This window comes from Streptomyces alboflavus, assembly GCF_000716675.1.
Taxonomy (GTDB): Bacteria; Actinomycetota; Actinomycetes; order Streptomycetales; family Streptomycetaceae; genus Streptomyces; species Streptomyces alboflavus.
The window spans coordinates 91,465-110,464 of the sequence record NZ_JNXT01000040.1 but is presented as its reverse complement, the minus strand read 5'-3'; the positions used below and the strand labels follow the sequence as shown (position 1 = coordinate 110,464).

Sequence of the window (19,000 nt, the reverse complement as noted above, 5' to 3'; positions counted from 1 at the left end):
ACCTCGCTCGCGGCGGTGGGCAGGGTGCTCACGAGGCCCCGCCCCGGATCACGTACACGCGGCGTGGATCAGCGGACGGCGTGGAAGTCGCGTACCACCTCCGGCAGCGCCTTCACGACCGTCGTGCTGTGGCTGGTGGCCTCGTCGACCTCGGTGAGCTGGTGCGCGGCGCCGTTGACGGCCAGTTGGCGCGCGCAGTGCTCGGCGTTCTTGAAGGGGACGTCCTCGTCGGCCTTGGAGTGGAAGACGTGGACGGGGACCTGCGGGCGCCAGTCACAGGTGGTGTCCAGGACCCGCAGGTTGCGCCGGAGTTCGCCCGTGGGGTTGCGGATCTTGTCGAGGAAGTCCGCGGTGAACAGTTCCTTCGACGTCCGCGGCAGCGCGGCCCCGATCTCCTCCCCGGTGTGGTTCCCGTCGAAGAGCGACTCCACCGTCTTGTCGTACGGGGCGCGGAAGGCGTCCTTCGGCGTGGCGTAGAGGCCGTACATGCGGTTCCACGCGGTCGCGAAGTAGGCGAGGTAGAGCGAGGAGCGGGCGATGCCGTCGTCCGCCGCGGCCGCCTCGAACCCGGTCAGGTCGAACGGGCCCGCGATCGGAGCGAGGGCGCCGAGGCGGAAGTACGGGTCGGTGCCCCGTTGCAGGGCCCGGCCCAGCATCATCGTGGCGGGCCCGCCCTGTGAGAAGCCGCTGATGAGGACGCGCCGGTCCAGGTCGCGGCCGTCACGCCGGACGAAGGAGCGCGCGGCCCGCAGCCCGTCGACCGGCGCGGTGACGGTCGCCTTGGGATGGCCGTAGGGGTGGGATCCGGGGCCCTCCCCCAGGCCGAGGTAGTCCGGCGCGGACACCGCGAGGCCGGTCGAGGCGAACAGCAGTGCCGTGGCCCGGTCCGTCGATTCGTCGTTGACCGAGGCCACCTCGCCCCGGAACACCTCGGTGCCGTGCAGCCAGGACACCACCCGCAGGTGGCGGTCGCCGTTCCTCGGCACCGCGACCAGTTGGCTGGCCGTGGTGGGACGGCCCTGGGTGTCGACCGTGCGGTACACGATCCGGTACGCCCGCACGCCGTGGCGCACCTGCCGTTCGTCGATTCCGGCCTTCTTCAGGCGGGCCTCGACCTCTTTGGCGTCCAGGTCGAGAACGGGCGTCACCGAGACGACCGAGCCGCGCGCGGCGGCTTGCTGCGGGTGGGTGGCCGAGGTGCCGGGTGCGGAGGCGTCGCGGCCGTCCGCGTGCCCGGTGCCTGCCAGTACGGTCGCGGCGCACACCAGGGCGAGCACACCGGACGTCGAGATTCTTCCGCTCAAGCGAGTCAAGGTCATGACTGGACTCTGCCGTCCCCGGTACCCGGGCGCACTGGGGTGATCCACCGCATCGGCAAGGGGGTTGGCCACTGCGAGATCCGGGGGTTGGCCCTACGGTGCGCGTCGCTCCTGACCCGGGCGTGCCGCTGAGCTACTGGGTCACCTTCGGGTTCCCCAGTCACCGAAAAGTGCGTTCTTCCAGGTCAGCGCGTGCTCTCTTAGCGTTTACGAGTAACCACAGGAACCCCGGAGTGCTCTGGTACGGGCGGCGGTGTGCGGCCTCGCAAGCGCTCACGGCAAGGAGCTCGCAAGCGCTCATGGCAAGGAGGCGGACAGCATGGCCATCACCCTGGTCAACCCCAGCGGATTGCCCGAGATCGACGCGTACCGGCAGGTGTCGATCGCGACCGGGTCGAAGCTCGTGTTCCTCGCCGGGCAGGTCTCCTGGGACGCCGAGGGGAACACCGTCGGCGCGGGTGACCTCGCCGCCCAGGTCGAGCAGTGCTACCTCAATGTCGCCACCGCCCTCGCCGAGGTCGGCGCTTCCTTCGCGGACGTGGCGAAGATGACCGTGTACGTCGTCGACTGGAGCCCCGAGAAGATGCCGGAGCTCCTGGAGGGGATCTCCCGAGCGGGCGCGAAGCTGGGGAGCACGCCCGTGCCGCCCGCCACGCTGTTGGGCATCGCGGCACTGGACGTCCCCGATCATCTGGTCGAGCTGGAGGCCACCGCCGTCGTCGACTGAAGTCGGGCTCAGGCTTCGAAGCGTTCCGTGTAGGCCTCGGTCGGCGGGGCCGGGACGGGCCTCGTCATCCCCGCCGACCAGTAGCCCGTGGTGCCCGGGACGGGGACCACGTCGTTGAGGTAGGGCGCCGACGCCGGTCCTGCGGGACCGCGCGCCACCGTCCAGGTGTCGCCGTCCCTGCGCAGGTAGGTGGTGCGGCTCTGGTCCTGGTAGTTCCAGCCCGAGATCCACGCGGCGCGGCCCTCACCGTCGGCGGCGATGCCGGACAGCGCGCCGACGGTGAAGCCCGGTGGCACCCGGGTCCAGGCCGTGCCGTCCCAGTGGCTCAGGGCCGGGTTGCCGGGGCGTCCTGGCGGGCCGCCGACGCCCGCGTCGGTGCCCACCGCCCACACGTCGTCGGGGGCGGCCGCGTGCACGTCGCTGATGCTGAGCCGGGCTCCCGTGACCGGGGGCAGGACCGTCCACGCCCCGTCCCAGCGGGCGACGAGCCCCGCCCAGCCGCCGCCTGACGCCTGGTCACCGCTCACCCACACCGCGCCCGACGGGGCGAGGACGACCCGGTACAGGTTGGCGCTCGCGACGGGCAGCGGGTCCAGCCACCGCCACTGCCGCCCGTCCCCGTGCAGCAGCCGGGCAGCGCCGCCCCGGGTGCCGCAGATCCACACCTGCCGGTCGGCGCCGACGGCGACCCCCTCCAGGCGGACGCCCGACTCGCCCTGTCCCGGGAACGTGGCCGTGCGCCAGGTCGCGCCGTCCCACCGCAGCAGCGGGCTCGCCGTCCCCGTCGGCATGCCGACGCTCCACGCCGAGGTCGCGCACGTCCCCGAGACGTCGCTCAACCGGCTGTGCTCCAGGTGCGACAGGTCGGTCTTGGTCCAGGCGGTGCCGTTCCACACCATGGCGAGCGCGCGGCCGCGCGAGGGTCCTGCCAGGTTCTCCTCGCCCACGGACCACGCCAGTCGAGCGCTCGCGGCGGCGATGCGGCGCAGCTGGGCGGCGGGGGTGCTGCCGGGCGCCGGCACGGGCTGCCAGCCCGGTGCGCGCGATCCCGACGTGGCGGCCCGGACCGGGTCCGCGCCGAGTGCGATCCCCGCCAGCGCCCCGGTCATCCCTGCCACAAAACGCCTACGTCTCACGGTTGAACCCCTCTCACGGCCGAGTCCTTCCACGCGCACAGGAGGGACCACCGTCGACGAGGGAGGCACGAAGGACTAGCCACCCGTGTGACAAATCCGGTGCGGGGACGCCGAGTTGGGTTCGCGACGCTCCTACGGGCCCTACGTCGACTCCGCCACCTTCTCCTCCTCCCTGTGCCCCTCCTCCCGTCCCCCGCGCGTCGCGAGGCACAGCAGCACCGTCCCCGCACCGGTCCCCACCAGCAGGCAGGGCCCGACCGCCCACCAGCCGTCCGCCGCGGTGACGGCGAGGCCGACCAGGGGCGGGGCGGCGAGCGCGCCGATGCTGCCGAGCTGGGCGACCAGGCCGTTCGCGGCGTCCATGTCGGAGGTGGCGCGGACGGCGAGGGGAATGGCGGCGAAGACCGACGCCACGACCAGTTCGTTGCTGAGCGCGACCACCAGGGCGCTGCTCACGGAGCCCCAGGTGCCGCCCACCCCGCCAAAGGCGGCGAACGCTCCGGCCGGCATCAGGAGCGCCACCAGGAACAGGTGCTTCACGTCCTTGCCCCGGCGCAACAGGGCGCTCGCCAGGAAGCCACCGGCGACGCCGACGAACGACACGATGCCGGTGAGGGTTCCCGCGGTCTCGGTGGGGACGTCGAACTCCTCGTGCAGATAAGTGGGGTAGAGGGTGACGCAGGTGACGATCGCGCCGCTGATCGTGGCGAAGCCCGCGCCCAGGGCGATGGGGCGCGCCAGCCTGCGGGCCCGCCCGCGCAGGTCCCGGGGGCGCCCCGGCGGGCGGCCCCCGCGGGCGAGGCGTGCGGCGCGCGCGGGTGCGGGGCGGTGGCGGGCGATGTCCGCGGGCAGCCGCGTCGTCGCGGCCGCGACCACCAGCGTCACGGCGCCCGCGATCGTCAGCCAGGCCTGCCAGTCGAACCACGTGGACAGGACACCGCCCGCGAACGACCCGACCGCGAGGCCCACGGGCATGAATGTGCCCCAGATGGCGAGCGCCGACGTCAGCCGGCTCCCGCTGCCCAGGCCGAACAGCAGGACCGGTGCGACGATCACCACGATCACGTAGCCGACGCTCTCCAGGAGCCGTCCGCCGAACAGCGCGCCGAAGCTCCCCGTGTGGGCGCAGAAGAGGCCCGCGACGCCCATGACGACCAGGCCGCCCACCAGCATCCGGCGCGGGTCGTAGGGACGCAGCAGATAACTGACGAGCAGGCCGAGCACGGCGGCGACGGCCGTCACCAAGGAGGCGATGAGCGCCACTTGACTGAGAGAGAGCGACAACTCCTCTCGCATTTCTACGGAAACCGGCGTAATCTTCCCCATACTGGTGGCCGCGGTGACGCCCGCGAGATAGATCAGCCAGAACTTCCACCAAAAACCGGACGCCTCCGCGGTGTCCGAAGACGCGTCGACTCCGTGGCTCTGTGCGGCTTTCTCAGCCTTCTCTTCCACGACGTGGGGTTTCCTCTGGGTCCGGGGACACGGATGGACTGGGCGGCACTGCTCGTCTCGGGGGCACGACTTGGTTCGGGGGCACGACTTGGCTCGGGGGGACGATCCGATGCGTGAACGGCGCGACGGCCTCGGCGACATCGTCGTCATGGGCTCGCTCGTGATGGACCGCAAGTACTTCAGCGCGGGCACCCACACCGCGGCCGCGGGCCGCCGGACGCAGGCGGTCTGGAGCGTGGAGCGGCATCACGGCGGCGTGGGCCGCAACGTCGCGGTCAATCTGGCCAGACTGGGAGCCCGGCCGAGCTTCGTGGGCCTGTCCGGGTTCGGCCCGGACGCCGAGGCCCTCGAGGACGAGCTGACGCGCCTCGGCGTCCGCCTCCAGGTGCTCCGCACCGACGGCGGCGTCGGCCGCTTCGACGTCACCCTGGACGGCCTGCGCCGGCAGATCACCTCGCGCATCGCTCTGCCCGACCCGGCGGCGGCCACCGCCCTGCGCGGCCCCGCCCTCGACACCCGCGTCGCCCGCGCCCGAGCCGTCGTCGCCGAAGGCGGCCTCGACGAGGACCTGCTGACCTGGACGTCCCGGCAGGCCCGACGGCACGGCACGCTCATGTGCTGCATGCCCACGCGCCAGGCCGACTTCGGGCCGCGCCCCCGTCTTCTGCCGCTGTACGACGTCCTGCTCCTGAACGCGCGCGAGGCCCGGCACCTCCTGTGCCGGGCCGGGACGCCCGCCGAGCAGGCCGCGCGGCTGCGTCATCTGGGCCCCCGCGTGGTCGTGGTCACGTCGGGCGCGGACGGGGCCGCCGTGGCCTCGGCGGAGTACGACGAGGTCCTGTTCCTGCCCGCCGAGCCCGGCGCCTGCGCGGACGACACGGGAGCGGGCGACGCGCTCGCGGCCGCCTTCGTGCTGGGGCTCAGCACCGGCGCGAGCCCCCGGGCCGCCCTCGCCCAGGGGCTGCGGGCGGCCCGGGTGACCATCGGGTGCCGGCAGAGCACCTGCCGTGCCGTGTCGGCGGCCGCGGGTCTCAAGGCGCGATGAACCGCTTGGTGGAGCCCACCCGGTGGGCGCGCATCGTGATGCCGTCCTCCGCGAGCCCGCGCGCGATGGTCTCGTCGTCGTACGCGGCGACACCGGCGTCGGTGAGGATCTGGTAGTCCGTCGAGTGCATGGCGATCTCCCCGAGCCGCGCCTGCCTGATCTCCCCGACGTTGTGGCCCTCGTAGCCCGCGGGCAGCTCGTACGCGCGGTCGGCGAGGCAGGCGAACATCAGCAGGTGGTAGTCGCCCTGCTCCCACTTGCCTGTGAACTCGTAGACGGCGAAGAGGGAGCAGGACTCCACCGCGATGCCGGTCTCCTCACGGGCCTCCCGCAGCGCGGCGGCCTCGGCGGCCTCCCCGCGCTCGATGCCACCGCCGGGCAGCAGCCAGCTCCCGGCGTACGGGCCCTTCAGCTGGTGGATGAACGTCACGGTCCCACCGGGGCCGGGAACCACCAACAGCGCCGCGGGCAGCGCCTCTGCGAATCGGCTCATCGTGCTCTGCGTCCTCGTTCCGTCGTCGTCGAGCGCTTTGTCGGTGATCGGTCGTGCCGTACGTGCTCGGTCAGTACTCGGTCGGCCGGCCCTCGGGTGGGATGACCAGGGCCAGACCTATACGTTGCCCCTCCACCCTGCCCTTGCGGTAGTAGGGCTCGGTGCGTGTGGTGAAACCATAGGTCGCAAGCGCCTGGCCGGGGTTGGACAGGTCCGGGCCGCAGACGACCACCTTCGAACGGACGTCGAAGGCCATCGCCTCCCGCACCAGTTCCGCGCTCGGTTCGTCGCACTCGATGTACGCGACGAACTCGCCCCGGGCCTTCAGGGAGTAGCGGACCGACCTGATCGGGTGACCGGCGCCGCGCAGGTGCGCGTACATCAGGTACTCGTTCTGGAAGCTCATCAGGGTGAGCCCCGACTCGGCGCCCGCCACGATCGTCGGCATCGGCGCCCCCGGCGTGGCGAAGACACCGGTCACCGTGAGGACGTTGCTGCGCCGGGCCTCCGCGTAGTAGCCCTTGAACTCCCCGAAGGGGCCCTCGACTTCGTCCTCCTCGTGCACGAGGCCGGTGATGACGTGGGTCGCGTCGTCCGGCACCGGCGGGCTGCCCGCGACGCCGATGCGGTGGCCGAGCAGCCGCGAGGCGATTTCGTAGTCGTCGCCCTCGGCGGGGAGGCGGGACGCCGCGACGACGGTGACCGCCGGGTCCGCGCCGAGGAAGACCGAGATCGGCATGGGGCGACCGGTCGCCAGCCACTCCCGCAGGTTGCGGTGTCCGTCCGTGCGCGGGTCGAGGAAGATCCGGGCCCGGTCGGGGCCCACCACCTGGGCGCGGTAGAACCCCATGTTGACGCCGCCGCCGTCCGGGCGGGTCGTCACGCCCACCCCCGCGGTGAGGTAGGGCCCCGCGTCGCCGGGGCGGTGCTGGAGCAGCGGAAGACCGGCCAGCAGGCCCGGCACGTCCCGCCGGACCACGACGCCCTGGCCGGGCACGGGCTCGGTGGGGACGGGGCGGGCAAGGCGGTCGGCCATCTCCGGCAGGTGCTTCTCCTCGGACGTGGTGAGCGCCGCCAGCAGGACGGCCCGCGGATAGGGGTGGCACAGGACGCGCGCCCCCGGCCGTTCGGTGAGGTTCGTGAACACCACCGTGGGCCGGGAGCCGTGCGTCCGCTCGATGTCGGCGACGGTACGGGCCGCCTCGACGCGGGTGCTGACCGGAGCGTCGTACGTGTACAGGTCGACGGCGTCGTAGCAGCCGGGCAGGCCGATCTCGGCGGCGCAGACGACGCGCGTGAGGCCGCTGCCGGGGAAGTCGCCCCCCATGTGCCGCTGTCCGCTCCCTCCGGCCGTGTCCGCGCTCATGTCCGCACCCGCAGTGCGGCCGGGAACGGGCGGCAGTCCGCGGTGGACTCGCGGGCCGTCTCCCAGGGGAAGACGATCCAGTCGTCGATGACGGCGGCGCAGTACTCGGGCACGTAGGAGCTCTGGTGGTTGCGGACGACCGCGGCGAACCTGACGTCGTCCGCCGCGACACCCGCGGCCGCGAGATGGCCGAGGACCACCGCGGCCGTCTCGCCGGTGCCGACGATGTCGTCGACGACCAGGACCCGCCTGCCCGCGCCGAGCGGCAGCGGGGTCGCGCTGTCGATGACGGGCGGGTTCTTCGTGGCGTACCGGCTGTCGTCGGCCGTGCGCCGGACGCGTACGACATGCGTCACGGGGACGTCGAGGGCGCACGTCAGATGTCCGGCGGGGGTGAGTCCGCCGCGGGCGAGCGCGAGCACCGCGTCGGGCACGAAGCCGTCGGCGCGCACCTGGTCCGCGAGGTCGTCGACGAGGACGCCGAAGGAGGCCCAGTCCAGGAGGTAGGGCCCCTGCCGCGACCACATGGCGGGCGCCGCGGCCCGATCGCGTGACTCCTGGGTGAGGGGGGTGTCCGTCATGTCCGTACCGCCTCCGCGACGTGGTCGACATCGATCTGCACCGAACGCTCCCGGGCGTGCGGCCCGTTCTCCGCGCGCCCCGCGCCGGTGACGCGGATGAACTCCGCCTTCTCCCGGAAGGTCGCCAGGTCGGGCGCTCCGGAGTAGCTCATCGCCGACTGCACGCCGCCGACGAGCTGACGCAGCGTCGTGGCCAGCGGGCCGGACGCGGGGAAGGTCGCCTCCACGCCCTCGGGGACGTAGTCGTCGACCTCCTCCTGGGTCACCTTGCCGCCGTTCGCCCGGCGCAGCGTCAGCTCCATGCCGAGCGACACGAAGCCGTTGCTGACGCGGTACGACCGCCCGTCCCGCTCCACGGGCGTGGCGGCGCTCTCGTCGGCGCCCGCGAGCGCGGAGCCGAGCATCACGGCGTGCGCCCCCGCCGCCAGGGCCTTCGCCAGGTCGCCGGCCTGCCGGATGCCGCCGTCGGCGATGATCCGCACGCCCGCGTCCGCCGCCGCTGCGGCACAGTCGAGCACCGCGGTCAGCTGCGGCACGCCGGTCCCGGCGACGAGCCGCGTCGTGCAGACACCGCCGGGTCCGATGCCGACCTTCACCGCCTGGGCGCCCGCCGCCGCGAGGTCGCGCACACCCGCGGCGGTCGCCACGTTGCCCGCGACGAGCGGGATCCGGGGGTAGGCGGCGGTCAGTTCCCGCACGGTGTCGATGACCTGGTCGCTGTGGCCGTGCGCCACGTCGACCAGCAGGATGTCGACGCCGAGCGCGGCGAGCGCGCGGGCACGCTCCCGCCAGTCCCCCGTGACGCCGACCGCCGCGCCCACCACGAGGCGCCCGTCGGCGTCCAGCGTCGCCCGGCCCTTGTTCTCGGCGTTCTCGGCGTCCTCGGCGCCCGGTTGGACGGACTTCACGGCGTCGAGCTGCTGCGCCTGCTGGTCCACGGTCTGCATGCGGTGCAGGATGCCGACGCCGCCCTGCAGGGCCATGGCGCGTGCCATCCGGTCGCCCGTGCACCACTGGGTGTTGGCGGAGATCACGGGCAGCCGCAGCCGCAGGCCCGGGAGGAGTTCCGTCGCCGGGTCGGCCTGGCGTCTGCTGGTGAGCGCGGTGCGCTGGGGCACGAGCAGGACGTCGTCGAAGCTCAGGCCCGTCCGTGGCGGGTCGGTGAGGCGCATGGGTGCGGTCCCCTCTCTCTGGTCTCTCTGGTCTCTCTGGTCTCTCTGGTCTCTTCGGGTCCTTCTGGTGTCTTCGGACCCTTGGGCATTGCCGCTCGTTGGCTGGGCTCGGCGGCCTCTTCGGTTCCGGTGGGCCTGGCGGGGGCGGGTCGGTCCCCGCCGCCCGCCGGGCCCGCCGGACCGGTCAGTGCCGGTTGTCGCCGGTGAGAGCCGTGAGCTCCTGGCGCAGGCCGGTGTCCTTCAGGGCGCCGCGCCACACCGCCGTGGTCATGGTGGCGGGGGTGCGGACGCCGCGCATGGCCATGCACAGGTGCTCGCCGCGGCCGATGACGGCGACGTCGGGCGAGCCCGTCAGCTTCTCGATGTCGTCGGCGATGTCCTGCGTCAACTGCTCCTGGGACTGGAGCCGGTGGGCGTGCTGGTGCGCGACCCGGGCGAACTTGCTCAGCCCGAGGATGTGCTCGCGCGGCAGATAGCCGATGGTGACGCGGCAGGAGAACGGCAGCAGGTGATGCTCGCACAGCGACCACACGTCGATCCCGGACACGGCGACCAGGCTGCCGCTCGCCGTGGTCTCGAAGACCGTGTCGACGGAGCCCGGGTCGTGCTGGGTGAACTCGCGCCACCAGCGCGCGAATCGCCTGGGGGTGTCGCGCAGTCCGTCGCGCTGCGGGTCCTCCCCGATCTCCAGGAGCAGTCGGCGGGCGATGTCCTCCAACGGATCCGGTCCGTGCGCCTCGCCGCCGAGCGCCACCTCCTCGGCCAGAACCTCTTCCTCGGCAAGTACCTCGATGCTGCTGGTCATCAGACCCCCCGTTTGTTTCCCCAGATGTTCACGTGCAGTCTTCCGGACAGATTCCATTTCCGTGCGATCACCGCGTCCGCCAACGTGCGGATACCGAGGTCGATTTCCTCGGGCGACTGCCCCCTCGGCATGATCCAGACATTGCGCAGTCCGAATTCCGTCACGAACGCGTCGACTTCGTCGAGATCGCTTGTGTCGCCGCAGACGAACTTGAACGCCGCGTTCGGAAGACGCGCGAAGCACGTGAGTGCCTCGGGGACCTTGCGGCGGTGTTCGGCCACTCCGGAGTGGGCGAGCTTCGGCGACACGTTGAAGCGCGCTCCGGTGGCCACCAGGTCGGTGGTGGGAATGACGGTGCCGTTCGTCTCGAATTCCACGGCGACGCCGTGTGCCCGCAGCGCGCGGACCGCCGGCAGCACCCGGTCCTGCTGGCTGAGCGGCTCACCGCCGGAGATGACGATCAGCTCGACGCCGAATCCGAGGAGCCGCTCCGTCACCTCGTCGGTGGGAAGCGTGTGCAGCTCATCGGCCGCCCGGTAGGCGATCCCGGTGTCCGACTCGCCCTTCCAGTCCCAGGTGTACGGCGTGTCGCACCACCGGCACGTCAGATTGCAGCCGCCGAGCCTGAGGAACGCGCACGACCTTCCCGTGGAAGGACCCTCGCCCTGGACGGCGCTAGGTGGGTCCGAAGATCTCGTTGACCACGAGGTTCGGAACCGACATTGGCATCACCCCCCTCGCGCCCGCGCCGGGGCGCCTCGCATCGCGTGCCGGAGTCGTCCGCCGTGCACGGCGCGTCGGCGGTCAGTCGTCCGCATGACCCGTGCGCGCGGCCACGGCCGTCGCGGGCCGGTAGGTCGCCCATGTCTTCGGCGTCTCCGAGACCCGCACGGCGGTGAGTTCCGGATAGTCGCCGGTCCAGGTCTGGTAGATCCACAGGGCGATGTTCTCCGCGGAGGGATTCCGGTCGCCGCCGATGGCGTCGTTCAGGTGCCGGTGGTCCAGCGTCTCGTCGAGCCATTTCTTGAACTGCCCGAGTTCTCCGTAGTCGCGTACGAAACCGGGTTCGGTCAAATCGTCGGCCCCGGCGGAGAGTTCGAGCACCACGATGTAGTTGTGTCCGTGCAGCCTCCCGCAAGGATGGTCCGGAGGCAGGTGGGCCAATTGATGACTGGCCGAGAAGTGGAATTCCTTCGTGATGGAGAACAAGCCCTCACTCCTTTTCTCGTCCGGGCACACCGCACCGCGGTGACCGGGCGGACTTTTTCACCACTGCTGCACTGCACGTCCCGCGGCGGCGTCTTTCGAGCCGCGTCGGAAGGAGGGAAGCGGAGACGACAGCGCGGTTCGCCTCCGCGAGGAAAGGCCCCACCACGGCTCGCTGCCGGATGCGGGGCGACGCGGATGATGGCTGGTGCTGACCCTCCCCCTTGGGTTTCACCACCGCGGAAAGGGCGCCGACACGGTCAGCGCCCCGAGCCCTCGGGGCCGCCCCTGGCCCCGTACTGGCACAACTGGCGCGAGGCGTGTCCCTCCCGCGTACGGGAGGGAACGCGCGCCGCCTCAGACACACTCCGGCACAGGCCGGTGTGCGCACACCATCGTCGTACAGCCGACGCGGTCAGCACAGGAGGGTATTGGGCGCGTGGACGGCGCGAATCCACGGGTGCCGAGCGGCGCAGAACGGCGCAGTGCGCTTCGCGGGGGCGCTCTCCCGCACACCCCGCCGTGCGGCACGAGTGCGCCGACGGCGGACAGCGGCCGGGCTCACCGCGGGCCCGGGGGCGCGTGCCGCAGGTAGGCGAGGACCGCGCTGACCCTGCGGTGCAGTTGCGGTATCTCGGCGAGGCCGAGCTTGGCGAAGGTGGAGTTCACGTGCTTCTCGATGGTCGACTCGGACAGGCGCAGGGAGTCGGCGATCGCGCGGTTGGTCTTGCCCTCCGCCATGTGCCGCAGGACGTCCAGCTCCCTGCGGGTGAGGCGGGACAGGGGCGCGTCGGCGCCACGGGCGTGGCTGCCCATGAGGACCTCCACGATGCGTGGGTCGACGACGGAGCGTCCCGCGGCGACCTCGTGCAGGGCGCGCAGGAGTTCGTCGACCTCGCCGATGCGCTCCTTGAGGAGGTAGGCGAGGCCGTCGGTGCCGCGCCGGAACAGCTCGAAGGCGTAGTTCTCGTTGGCGTGCTGGGAGAGCACGACGACACCGATGCCGGGGTGGGCCTCGCGGATGGCGTGGGCGGCGGTGATGCCCTCGGTGTGGTGGCTCGGCGGCATCCGGATGTCGGCGACGACGACGTCGGGGCGCAGGCGTGCGACGGCGTCGAGGAGTTCGGCGGCCGTGCCGACGGCGGCGAGGACGTCGGCCTCGCCGGTGTCCTCCAGGAGGCGGCGGGTGCCCTCGCGCACCAGGTAGTGGTCCTCGGCGATGACGACGCGCAGCGGGCCCTGGGGGCCGGGCGCGGGCGTGGGTTCAGGCACGGGTGTCCTCCCTGACGTGTTCCGGGAGCCGGGCGCGGATGACGGTGCCCGTGCCCGCGCGGCTGGTGATGGTGAGTTCGCCGCCCACGGCCTCGGTGCGGTCCCGCATGCCGGTGAGGCCGGAGCCGTGGGTGGTGGCGGTGGGAAAGCCCGTGCCGTCGTCGGTCACCTCGACCTGGAGGCGGCCGTCGGAGCGGGTGATGCGGACGGTGACGTGTCCGGCGCGGGCGTGCTTGAGGACGTTGGTGAGTGCTTCGGAGACCAGGTAGAAGGCGGACTCCTCGATGTCGAGGGCGTAGCGCACGCCGGCCAGGGACTGCCCGCTCTGGACGGTGACGGGGATGGGCATGCGGCGGGCGCAGGAGGTGACGGCGGCGACGAGGCCCTGGTCGGTGAGGATCGGCGGGTGGATGCCGTGGGCGAGTTCGCGGAGTTCGTCGATGACGCGGTAGGCGTCGTCCTGCATCTCGGTCAGGGCGCTGTCGATGCCGCCGCCGCGGTGGAGTCGGTTGCGGGCGAGGGCGAGCTTGGCGACGAGGGCGACGACGTCCTGCTGGATGCCGTCGTGGAGGCGGCGTTCGATGCGGCGGCGCTCGGTGTCCTGGGCGTGCACGATGCGGGCGCGGGACGCGGCGAGTTCGGCGGCCTGGCGCTGCATCTCGTCGGCGTGGGCGCACAGTTCGGCGGCGAGCCGGACGTTGTGCACGGCGAGGGCGGCGGAGCGGGCGAGGGTGCCGCCGATGGCGTGGTCCTCGGGGGTGGAGCGGCCCTCGGTCCTCGGGCCGTACTCGATGAGGCCGAGGGTGTCGTCGCCGTAGAAGAGCGGGAACTGTTTGACGGGCCGGGCCGCGGCGGGCCGTTCGCCGGACTCGGCGGTGGACACGGGAAGGCCGTTCCCGCCGAGGCGGACGCGCACCCATCTGAGGCCGAGGCCTTCGCGCAGGCCGGTGGCGAGCTGGGGGGCGAGGCGGTCGAGGTCGTAGGCGTGTTCCAGGGTGGTGCTGAACTGGACGAGGAGTTCGAACCTGCTCAGGCGTTTGCCGAAGACGCGCCGCTCGACGAGCGTGTTGAGCCGGTCGCGCAGGGGCCGGAACAGGGCGGTGGCAACGACGGCGACCAGCAGGGACAGGCCGACGGGGAAGAAGAGGCCGGCGGTGAGCCCGAGGGTGAGGGCCATGCCGAGATACCAGCTGTTGATGATGAACCACAGCGAGCCGTAGACGGCGGAGGGCCGCAGCACGATGTCGACGCCGAGCAGCCGGTGCCGGAAGGCGGCGTAGACGAGGGTGACGGAGATCGAGATGTAGGGCAGGGCGCCGAGCAGCGCGCCGATGAAGAAGAACATGCCCTCTTCGCCCTGCCAGGAGCGGAACAGCCGGGTGGCGGCCCGGGCCAGCAGGACGGTGGCGCCGAGCGCGGCCCAGGGCAGCAGCGCGGCGACGTCGGCGCGGCCCGTGGCCCGGGCGCGCAGGCAGCGCACCGTGAGGAGGGCGGCGCCGATGCCGGGGAGCCAGGCCTCGGGGTAGTAGAAGACGATGTAGTACACGATGTGCTGCGGGACTCCGGCCAGCGGCAGCAGGATCGGCAGGGCGAACAGGCCCCACAGGGCGCGCAGGACGTGGCGTTCGTAGCGGAAGGCGTAGCGTCCGTCGGGCAGCAGGGCGAGCAGGCGCAGGATGATGATGCTCACCGCGAGGTTGCACATCTCGTGGGTGATCTGCAGGCCGAGGTCGAGCGGAAGGACCGGGCCGACGACCTTCGGGCGCAGATGCCAGCCGAGCTCACGGATCATCAGGTTCGTGGTGTGGCGCACGGCGCTGGCGATGGACAGCCAGGTGCCGAGCAGCAGGAGGCGGCGGGCCACGGGGCTCGACGGGGCGTGCCACCAGGTGAAAAGCCCGGCGAAATAGCACGGTAGTACGGATCCGAGGACCCAGGGCAGAACATACCGGTTCTCCAACTGCGTTGTCCCGATAAGCGTTGCCCAGAGCATGAACACTCCGCCACTTACCGCGACAAGGTACATCCCCCTGCTTCTGCCTGCCACGGGCGTCATTATCGGCCGTCGTCACGACGGTCGTCCACGGAAATAATCCACCGCGCATGGAGGAAAACCGCCATACGGTTTGGGGGGTGCCCGGGTGCCGCGGAATGGCGTCGGCGAGAAGACTCTGAACTCAATCGCCGGCGCGGATTCCTCGAGAACGGGTGGCTGTCATGAGTCGTTGTTCCGGTCCGGAAGTGGTCGTGTGGGACACCACGTACGCCTGCCCGCTGCGGTGCTCGCACTGCTATTCGGAATCGGGGCGGCGGCCGTCGCGGCAGCTCGGTCCTGAGGACATGCTGCGGGTCGCGGACGCGCTCGTCACGCTCGGACCGCGGGTCGTGGCGCTGTCCGGAGGCGAACCGCTCGTCGTCCGGGGCGTGTTCGACGTCGCGGAGCGGCTGCGGGCCGGCGGGGTGAAGCTGTCGATCAACACCAGCGGCTGGGTGATGAGCCGGGCACTCGCCGAACGGCTCGCGGACCGGTTCGACGAGGTGATCGTCAGCCTCGACGGGGCGACGCCCGAGGTGCACGACCGCATCCGGGGCCGCAAGGGTTCCTTCGACCGGGTCCTTGCGACGTTGGCACTCCTCGACGAGGTGGCGGGGGAACGGAGCGCGGCCGCACGGGGGCGGCTGCGCTTCGGCATCGACTGTGTGGTGATCCGCAGCAACTTACCGCAGTTGGAGGCCTTCGCCGCCGACATCGCCCACCGGTTCCCGCACCTGACCACCCTGGGGTTCAACGCCGCCGTGCCCGAAGGCCTCGCCAGCCGCCCGGAGTTCTGCGCGCACGAGCTCCTCGACGACGACCAGGTCGCCCGTCTGACCAGTGAGACGCTCCGCTCCAGGCTGCGCGCCCTGGCGCCGCCTTCGGTGTCCGTCCACACCACCGACAACATGAACCTGGTGATGAACCCGGAGCGGGTGGCCCGGCGCGTCGACACCCTGGTGATGCAGGTGGAGCCGGACGGCCTGGTGCGGGGGATCCCCGTGTACGAGGGCACGGTCGGAAGCCTCCTGGAGGAGCCGGGTTCGGTGCTGTGGGAGCGCACGCTCGCGCGCCTCGAGGATCCGTTCGTCGTGGAGACCCTGTCCTCCGTGCACTCCATGGGGACCTGGGCGGAGGCCGTCCGGCTCATGGACCGGCGCTTCGGGAGCGCCGAGGACATCGCCCGCTTCGACCGGCGTTCGGTCCGCACCAATCCGCCTGAATTCATCACTCCGGCTGCCGTGACCGCCCAGGGGGCGGCGGGGCGGCACTCCGCCTGACGCCGCGGCTATTCCACCGTCATATCGCCGTCGCACAGCGGCATTCCGCGCCGGACACCGGCCGGCCATTGCCCCGCAGTCACCCCTCCGCTTCCGGCCCGCCACCCCTTGCGTCCGCTGTCCAGAAAGCAGCTGGCTTGTGACCGGAACTCGTCCGTATTCCGCCCGGGTTCTCCCCCGGATTCCCCGCGTCACCCAGTCCCCCGAGCCGCCGCCCCGCAGCGGGTTCGGCTCCTCATTCCGGCTGAAAGGACCGCGCCATGATGAAACTTCAGGACTACGACCGCTTCTACCGCGCGGACCCGGACTTCTTCGAATTCCCGGAGCGACTGGCCGACGACGCCGCGGACCGGCTGTCCGCCGTCCTGCGCGAACCGCCGCGCGGCTGGGAGCGCACGGAGGCCGGCTGGTGGGCGCGGCTGCGGCCGCCCGGCGTGCGGACGGCCGGCCAGGGCTGGCGGATCCACGTCTCGGTGACGCTGCCGCAGCTGGAGCGGACGGCGGAGATCGTCCGGGAGTACTGCGTGCACCGGGGCCTCGCGTGCGACCTGGTCCGCGGCGTCACCGCGGCCCGCGCGCTCGCCGACGTCCGCGCCGACCGCCTCACCAGCGCCGACCTGATGGTCCTGCACCCCGCCGACGAGGCCGGGCTCGCCACCGCCCTCGGGGACCTGGCCGCGCTCCTCGAACCGCTGCCAGGACCGTACGTCCCGGGCGCGCTGCGGCACGGCCCGGGCCCGCTGTACGTGCGCTACGCCGCCGCGGAGGACCGGCGATGTCCCGCCGGCGGCCACCCGGCCGCCCCCGGCGACGAGCACGACCTGGTGCCCGCACTCGAACGGCCCGACGGCACCCTCGTGCCCGAGGACCGGCGCCCGGTCTTCCGCCTCCCGGACTGGGTCGCCCTGCCCGAGGTCCTGCACGCCGACCTGGAGGCCCTGCTCGCCCCGCCGCGGTCCCCGTTCCCCTACCTCGGTGTCCGGGCCGTGTCCCTGACCACCGGCGAGGGCACGTACCGCGCCACCGCGTCCGACACCGACCGGCCCGTCCTCCTGCACGAGGCACGCCCGCACGCCGGCCTCGACGTCCGGGGCGACGACGCCGTCGCCCGCCTCACCCGCGAACGCGCCCTCCTGGAACGCCTCGCGGACCTGGACTGCGTGCCCGACGTCGTCGGCCGGCACGTCCGGGCGGGGCACCACTTCCTCGCCGTCGAGGTCCCCGAGGGCCGCACCCTCGCCGAGGCCGCTGCCGCCGCCTTCCCGCTGACCACCGAGGCCCGGGCGCGGAGCGAGGCCGCGGACTACGCGAAGTGGGCCCTCGACGTCGCCGACCGTGTCGCCGACGCCCTGACCGCCCTCCAGCGGCGCGGCGTACGCCTCGGCGAGCTCGACCCGGAGCACATCGTCCTGCGCCCCGACGGCCGCGTCGTCCTCACCCGGCTGCGCACGGCCACCGATCTCACGGACGACCGGCCACCGACCGTCGGCGAGGAGGGCTTCACCGCGCCGGTCGGCCTGCGCGGCGCCGCCGCCCACCGTCATCTCCTGGACGTGCTGCGGCTGTGGCTCCTCCTTCCCGTGCCGCACCGCGCCCCCGCGACGCTGCGCGTCCTCACGGAGACGGTCGACGAGCTCTACCCGCTGCCCCCGGACTTCGGCGCCACCCTCCTGTCACGCCTGCGCCGGGGCGCGGGGCCGGGCGACACCGACCGCGCCGCCGACGCCGTGGACGACGCCCGGGCACTCGCCGCGGAGCAGCCCGACTGGCCCGCCCTCCGCGAGCGGCTGGTGGCCGGGCTGCACGCCATGGCCACGCCCGAGCGCACCGACCGGCTGTTCCCCGGCACGCCTTTCGGCCCGGCGTCGCTCGGCGGGACGTCGTTCGGCCACGGAGCGGCCGGTGTGCTGTACGCGCTGCACCGGGTGGGCGCGCCCGTCCCCGGCGCGTACGCCGACTGGCTCGCGGACGCGGCGACCCGCGACCCCGACCCCCGGCCCGGCCTCTACGACGGCCTGCACGGCGTGGCCCTCACCCTGGACCTGCTCGGCCACCGGGACCGGGCCCTCGCCGTCCTCGAACGCTCCCGTCCGCTCGACGCCCGCGTAGTCCGTCCCGACCTCGCGGGCGGCCAGGCCGGGATCGCCCTGAACCTGCTGCGGTTCGCCCGCGTCACCCACGACACCGCGCTGCACGACGCGGCCCTGCGCATCGCCGACGACCTCGCCGCGCTCGTCCTGGAAGGCCCGCCCGCGCCCCGGACCGGCACGCCCCCGCCCTACGGCCTGCTGCACGGCCCGGCCGGGATCGCCCTGCTCTTCCTGCACCTGTACGAGGACGGCGGCGGGGCCCGCTTCCTGGAACTCGCCGACCGCGCGCTCGGGTTCGACATCGCCCGGTGCGCGACCGGACCCGACGGCGCCCTCACGCTCTTCGACGGCACCCACCACCTGCCGTACCTGCACGGCGGCAGCGGCGGGCTCGCCTTCCCGCTGCGGGCGCTGCTGCGGCGCCGCCCCGACCCGGGCCTAGCCGCCACGCTCGACGCCGTGCGGCACACCTGCCGCGCCCTGTACGTGCGCAACGCCGGGCTGCTGCGCGGCCGGGCGGGCGCCGTCGCCGTGCTCGCCGCCATGGACGGCCCCGGTGACCGGGAGGCCGCACGCGCCCAGGTGCGCCGCATGGCCTGGTACGCGCACTCCTACCGCGGGCAGCTCGCGTTCCCCGGCTTCCGGATGCTGCGCCTGTCCTCGGACCTCGCGACCGGCGCGGCGGGCGTCCTGCTCGCCCTTGACTCCGCGTTCGAGGGGGGAGGGCCCGTCCTGCCCTACCTCGACCCGCGGTCCCCGTCCGCACGAGCAGGCGGGAGGAGGTGATTCCCGGATGTCGGAGATCTTGGACCTGCAGGAGCTCGAGGAGGAGACCCCCTCCCTGTGGCCCTGCGCCAACAGCTCGCACAGCAGCATCGGCATGGGCTGACGCGCGCCGCACCACGCGTCCACCCGCCACCACGGCGACCGTCCCGAGGAGGTGACACACATGGCGGAGATCCTGGAACTGCAGGAACTCGAGGAGGAGACCCCCTCCCTGTGGCCCTGCGCCAACAGC

General features: G+C 72.8%; 15 protein-coding genes and 1 pseudogene. 4 read left to right on the top strand and 12 right to left on the bottom strand.

The window, feature by feature from the left end; translation table 11 throughout:
• Positions 1 to 68: 68 nt before the first annotated feature.
• Positions 69 to 1,304, bottom strand: a complete 1,236-nt coding sequence (locus OO63_RS27415; RefSeq protein ID WP_234311033.1) for a lipase family protein — start codon at positions 1,302 to 1,304, stop codon at positions 69 to 71.
• A 334-nt stretch (positions 1,305 to 1,638) separates the two neighbouring features.
• On the opposite strand from OO63_RS27415, the gene OO63_RS27410 reads away from it, so the two are divergent.
• Positions 1,639 to 2,046: a RidA family protein gene (locus OO63_RS27410; RefSeq protein WP_030356710.1), complete on the top strand. Its 408-nt coding sequence runs from the start codon at positions 1,639 to 1,641 to the stop codon at positions 2,044 to 2,046.
• Between the two features lie 8 nt (positions 2,047 to 2,054).
• Here the strand turns inward: OO63_RS27410 and OO63_RS27405 are convergent, their stop codons facing one another.
• Together OO63_RS27405 and OO63_RS27400 are read right to left on the bottom strand one after the other, a co-directional pair.
• Positions 2,055 to 3,155 carry a hypothetical protein gene (locus OO63_RS27405; protein ID WP_030356709.1) on the bottom strand — a complete coding sequence of 367 codons (1,101 nt, stop codon included), beginning with the start codon at positions 3,153 to 3,155 and terminating at the stop codon, positions 2,055 to 2,057.
• A 168-nt stretch (positions 3,156 to 3,323) separates the two neighbouring features.
• Positions 3,324 to 4,637 carry an MFS transporter gene (locus OO63_RS27400; protein WP_157854062.1) on the bottom strand — a complete coding sequence of 438 codons (1,314 nt, stop codon included), beginning with the start codon at positions 4,635 to 4,637 and terminating at the stop codon, positions 3,324 to 3,326.
• Positions 4,638 to 4,746: 109 nt separating this feature from the next.
• Here OO63_RS27400 and OO63_RS27395 point away from each other — a divergent pair, with 109 nt between their 5' ends.
• The gene (locus tag OO63_RS27395; RefSeq protein ID WP_030356707.1) at positions 4,747 to 5,682 is read left to right on the top strand and encodes a carbohydrate kinase family protein; all 936 of its coding nucleotides are present in this window, start codon (positions 4,747 to 4,749) and stop codon (positions 5,680 to 5,682) included.
• Here the strand turns inward: OO63_RS27395 and OO63_RS27390 are convergent.
• From OO63_RS27390 to OO63_RS42480, 9 genes and pseudogenes are all read right to left on the bottom strand, one after another.
• Entirely contained in the window at positions 5,669 to 6,175 is a 507-nt protein-coding gene (locus tag OO63_RS27390; RefSeq protein WP_030356706.1) for an NUDIX domain-containing protein, read from the bottom strand. The genes OO63_RS27395 and OO63_RS27390 overlap by 14 nt on opposite strands.
• A 70-nt stretch (positions 6,176 to 6,245) precedes the next feature.
• A complete protein-coding gene (locus OO63_RS27385) occupies positions 6,246 to 7,541 on the bottom strand; it encodes a UbiD family decarboxylase (RefSeq protein WP_234311031.1) in 1,296 nt (431 codons plus the stop codon).
• Positions 7,538 to 8,122 carry a phosphoribosyltransferase gene (locus OO63_RS42485; protein WP_051811245.1) on the bottom strand — a complete coding sequence of 195 codons (585 nt, stop codon included), beginning with the start codon at positions 8,120 to 8,122 and terminating at the stop codon, positions 7,538 to 7,540. The genes OO63_RS27385 and OO63_RS42485 overlap by 4 nt, the downstream gene beginning before the upstream one ends.
• The gene (locus OO63_RS27375) at positions 8,119 to 9,294 is read right to left on the bottom strand and encodes an IMP dehydrogenase (RefSeq protein WP_030356703.1); all 1,176 of its coding nucleotides are present in this window, start codon (positions 9,292 to 9,294) and stop codon (positions 8,119 to 8,121) included. The genes OO63_RS42485 and OO63_RS27375 overlap by 4 nt, the downstream gene beginning before the upstream one ends.
• A 184-nt stretch (positions 9,295 to 9,478) precedes the next feature.
• Positions 9,479 to 10,099 carry a GTP cyclohydrolase I gene (folE, locus tag OO63_RS27370; RefSeq protein WP_030356702.1) on the bottom strand — a complete coding sequence of 207 codons (621 nt, stop codon included), beginning with the start codon at positions 10,097 to 10,099 and terminating at the stop codon, positions 9,479 to 9,481.
• Positions 10,099 to 10,710 (bottom strand): annotated as a pseudogene (locus OO63_RS41685) (radical SAM protein); the annotation flags it as partial. The pseudogene OO63_RS41685 and the gene folE, both read right to left, overlap by 1 nt.
• Before the next feature lie 193 nt (positions 10,711 to 10,903).
• Entirely contained in the window at positions 10,904 to 11,308 is a 405-nt protein-coding gene (locus tag OO63_RS27360; RefSeq protein ID WP_051811244.1) for a 6-pyruvoyl trahydropterin synthase family protein, read from the bottom strand.
• A gap of 558 nt (positions 11,309 to 11,866) precedes the next feature.
• Positions 11,867 to 12,577, bottom strand: coding sequence for a response regulator (locus OO63_RS27355; RefSeq protein ID WP_234311029.1), 711 nt, complete (start codon positions 12,575 to 12,577; stop codon positions 11,867 to 11,869).
• Positions 12,570 to 14,441 carry a sensor histidine kinase gene (locus OO63_RS42480; RefSeq protein WP_051811243.1) on the bottom strand — a complete coding sequence of 624 codons (1,872 nt, stop codon included), beginning with the start codon at positions 14,439 to 14,441 and terminating at the stop codon, positions 12,570 to 12,572. The genes OO63_RS27355 and OO63_RS42480 overlap by 8 nt, the downstream gene beginning before the upstream one ends.
• 353 nt (positions 14,442 to 14,794) lie before the next feature.
• Here OO63_RS42480 and OO63_RS27345 point away from each other — a divergent pair, with 353 nt between their 5' ends.
• Both OO63_RS27345 and lanKC read left to right on the top strand, forming a co-directional pair.
• The gene (locus OO63_RS27345; protein WP_030356698.1) at positions 14,795 to 15,892 is read left to right on the top strand and encodes a radical SAM protein; all 1,098 of its coding nucleotides are present in this window, start codon (positions 14,795 to 14,797) and stop codon (positions 15,890 to 15,892) included.
• A gap of 260 nt (positions 15,893 to 16,152) precedes the next feature.
• Positions 16,153 to 18,768 (top strand): class III lanthionine synthetase LanKC, encoded by a 2,616-nt coding sequence (gene lanKC, locus OO63_RS27340; protein ID WP_051811242.1) that lies wholly within the window; start codon positions 16,153 to 16,155, stop codon positions 18,766 to 18,768.
• The last annotated feature ends 232 nt before the right edge of the window (positions 18,769 to 19,000 follow it).

What these genes read in the sequence shown, in the direction of transcription:
- OO63_RS27385 (WP_234311031.1), bottom strand. Translation starts at nt 7,541, where the DNA reads ATGAGCGCGGACACGGCCGGAGGGAGCGGACAGCGGCACATGGGGGGC.
- OO63_RS27410 (WP_030356710.1), top strand. Translation starts at nt 1,639, where the DNA reads ATGGCCATCACCCTGGTCAACCCCAGCGGATTGCCCGAGATCGACGCG.
- OO63_RS27345 (WP_030356698.1), top strand. Translation starts at nt 14,795, where the DNA reads ATGAGTCGTTGTTCCGGTCCGGAAGTGGTCGTGTGGGACACCACGTAC.
- OO63_RS27405 (WP_030356709.1), bottom strand. Translation starts at nt 3,155, where the DNA reads ATGACCGGGGCGCTGGCGGGGATCGCACTCGGCGCGGACCCGGTCCGG.
- lanKC (WP_051811242.1), top strand. Translation starts at nt 16,153, where the DNA reads ATGATGAAACTTCAGGACTACGACCGCTTCTACCGCGCGGACCCGGAC.
- folE (WP_030356702.1), bottom strand. Translation starts at nt 10,099, where the DNA reads ATGACCAGCAGCATCGAGGTACTTGCCGAGGAAGAGGTTCTGGCCGAG.
- OO63_RS27395 (WP_030356707.1), top strand. Translation starts at nt 4,747, where the DNA reads ATGCGTGAACGGCGCGACGGCCTCGGCGACATCGTCGTCATGGGCTCG.
- OO63_RS42485 (WP_051811245.1), bottom strand. Translation starts at nt 8,122, where the DNA reads ATGACGGACACCCCCCTCACCCAGGAGTCACGCGATCGGGCCGCGGCG.
- OO63_RS27375 (WP_030356703.1), bottom strand. Translation starts at nt 9,294, where the DNA reads ATGCGCCTCACCGACCCGCCACGGACGGGCCTGAGCTTCGACGACGTC.
- OO63_RS27390 (WP_030356706.1), bottom strand. Translation starts at nt 6,175, where the DNA reads ATGAGCCGATTCGCAGAGGCGCTGCCCGCGGCGCTGTTGGTGGTTCCC.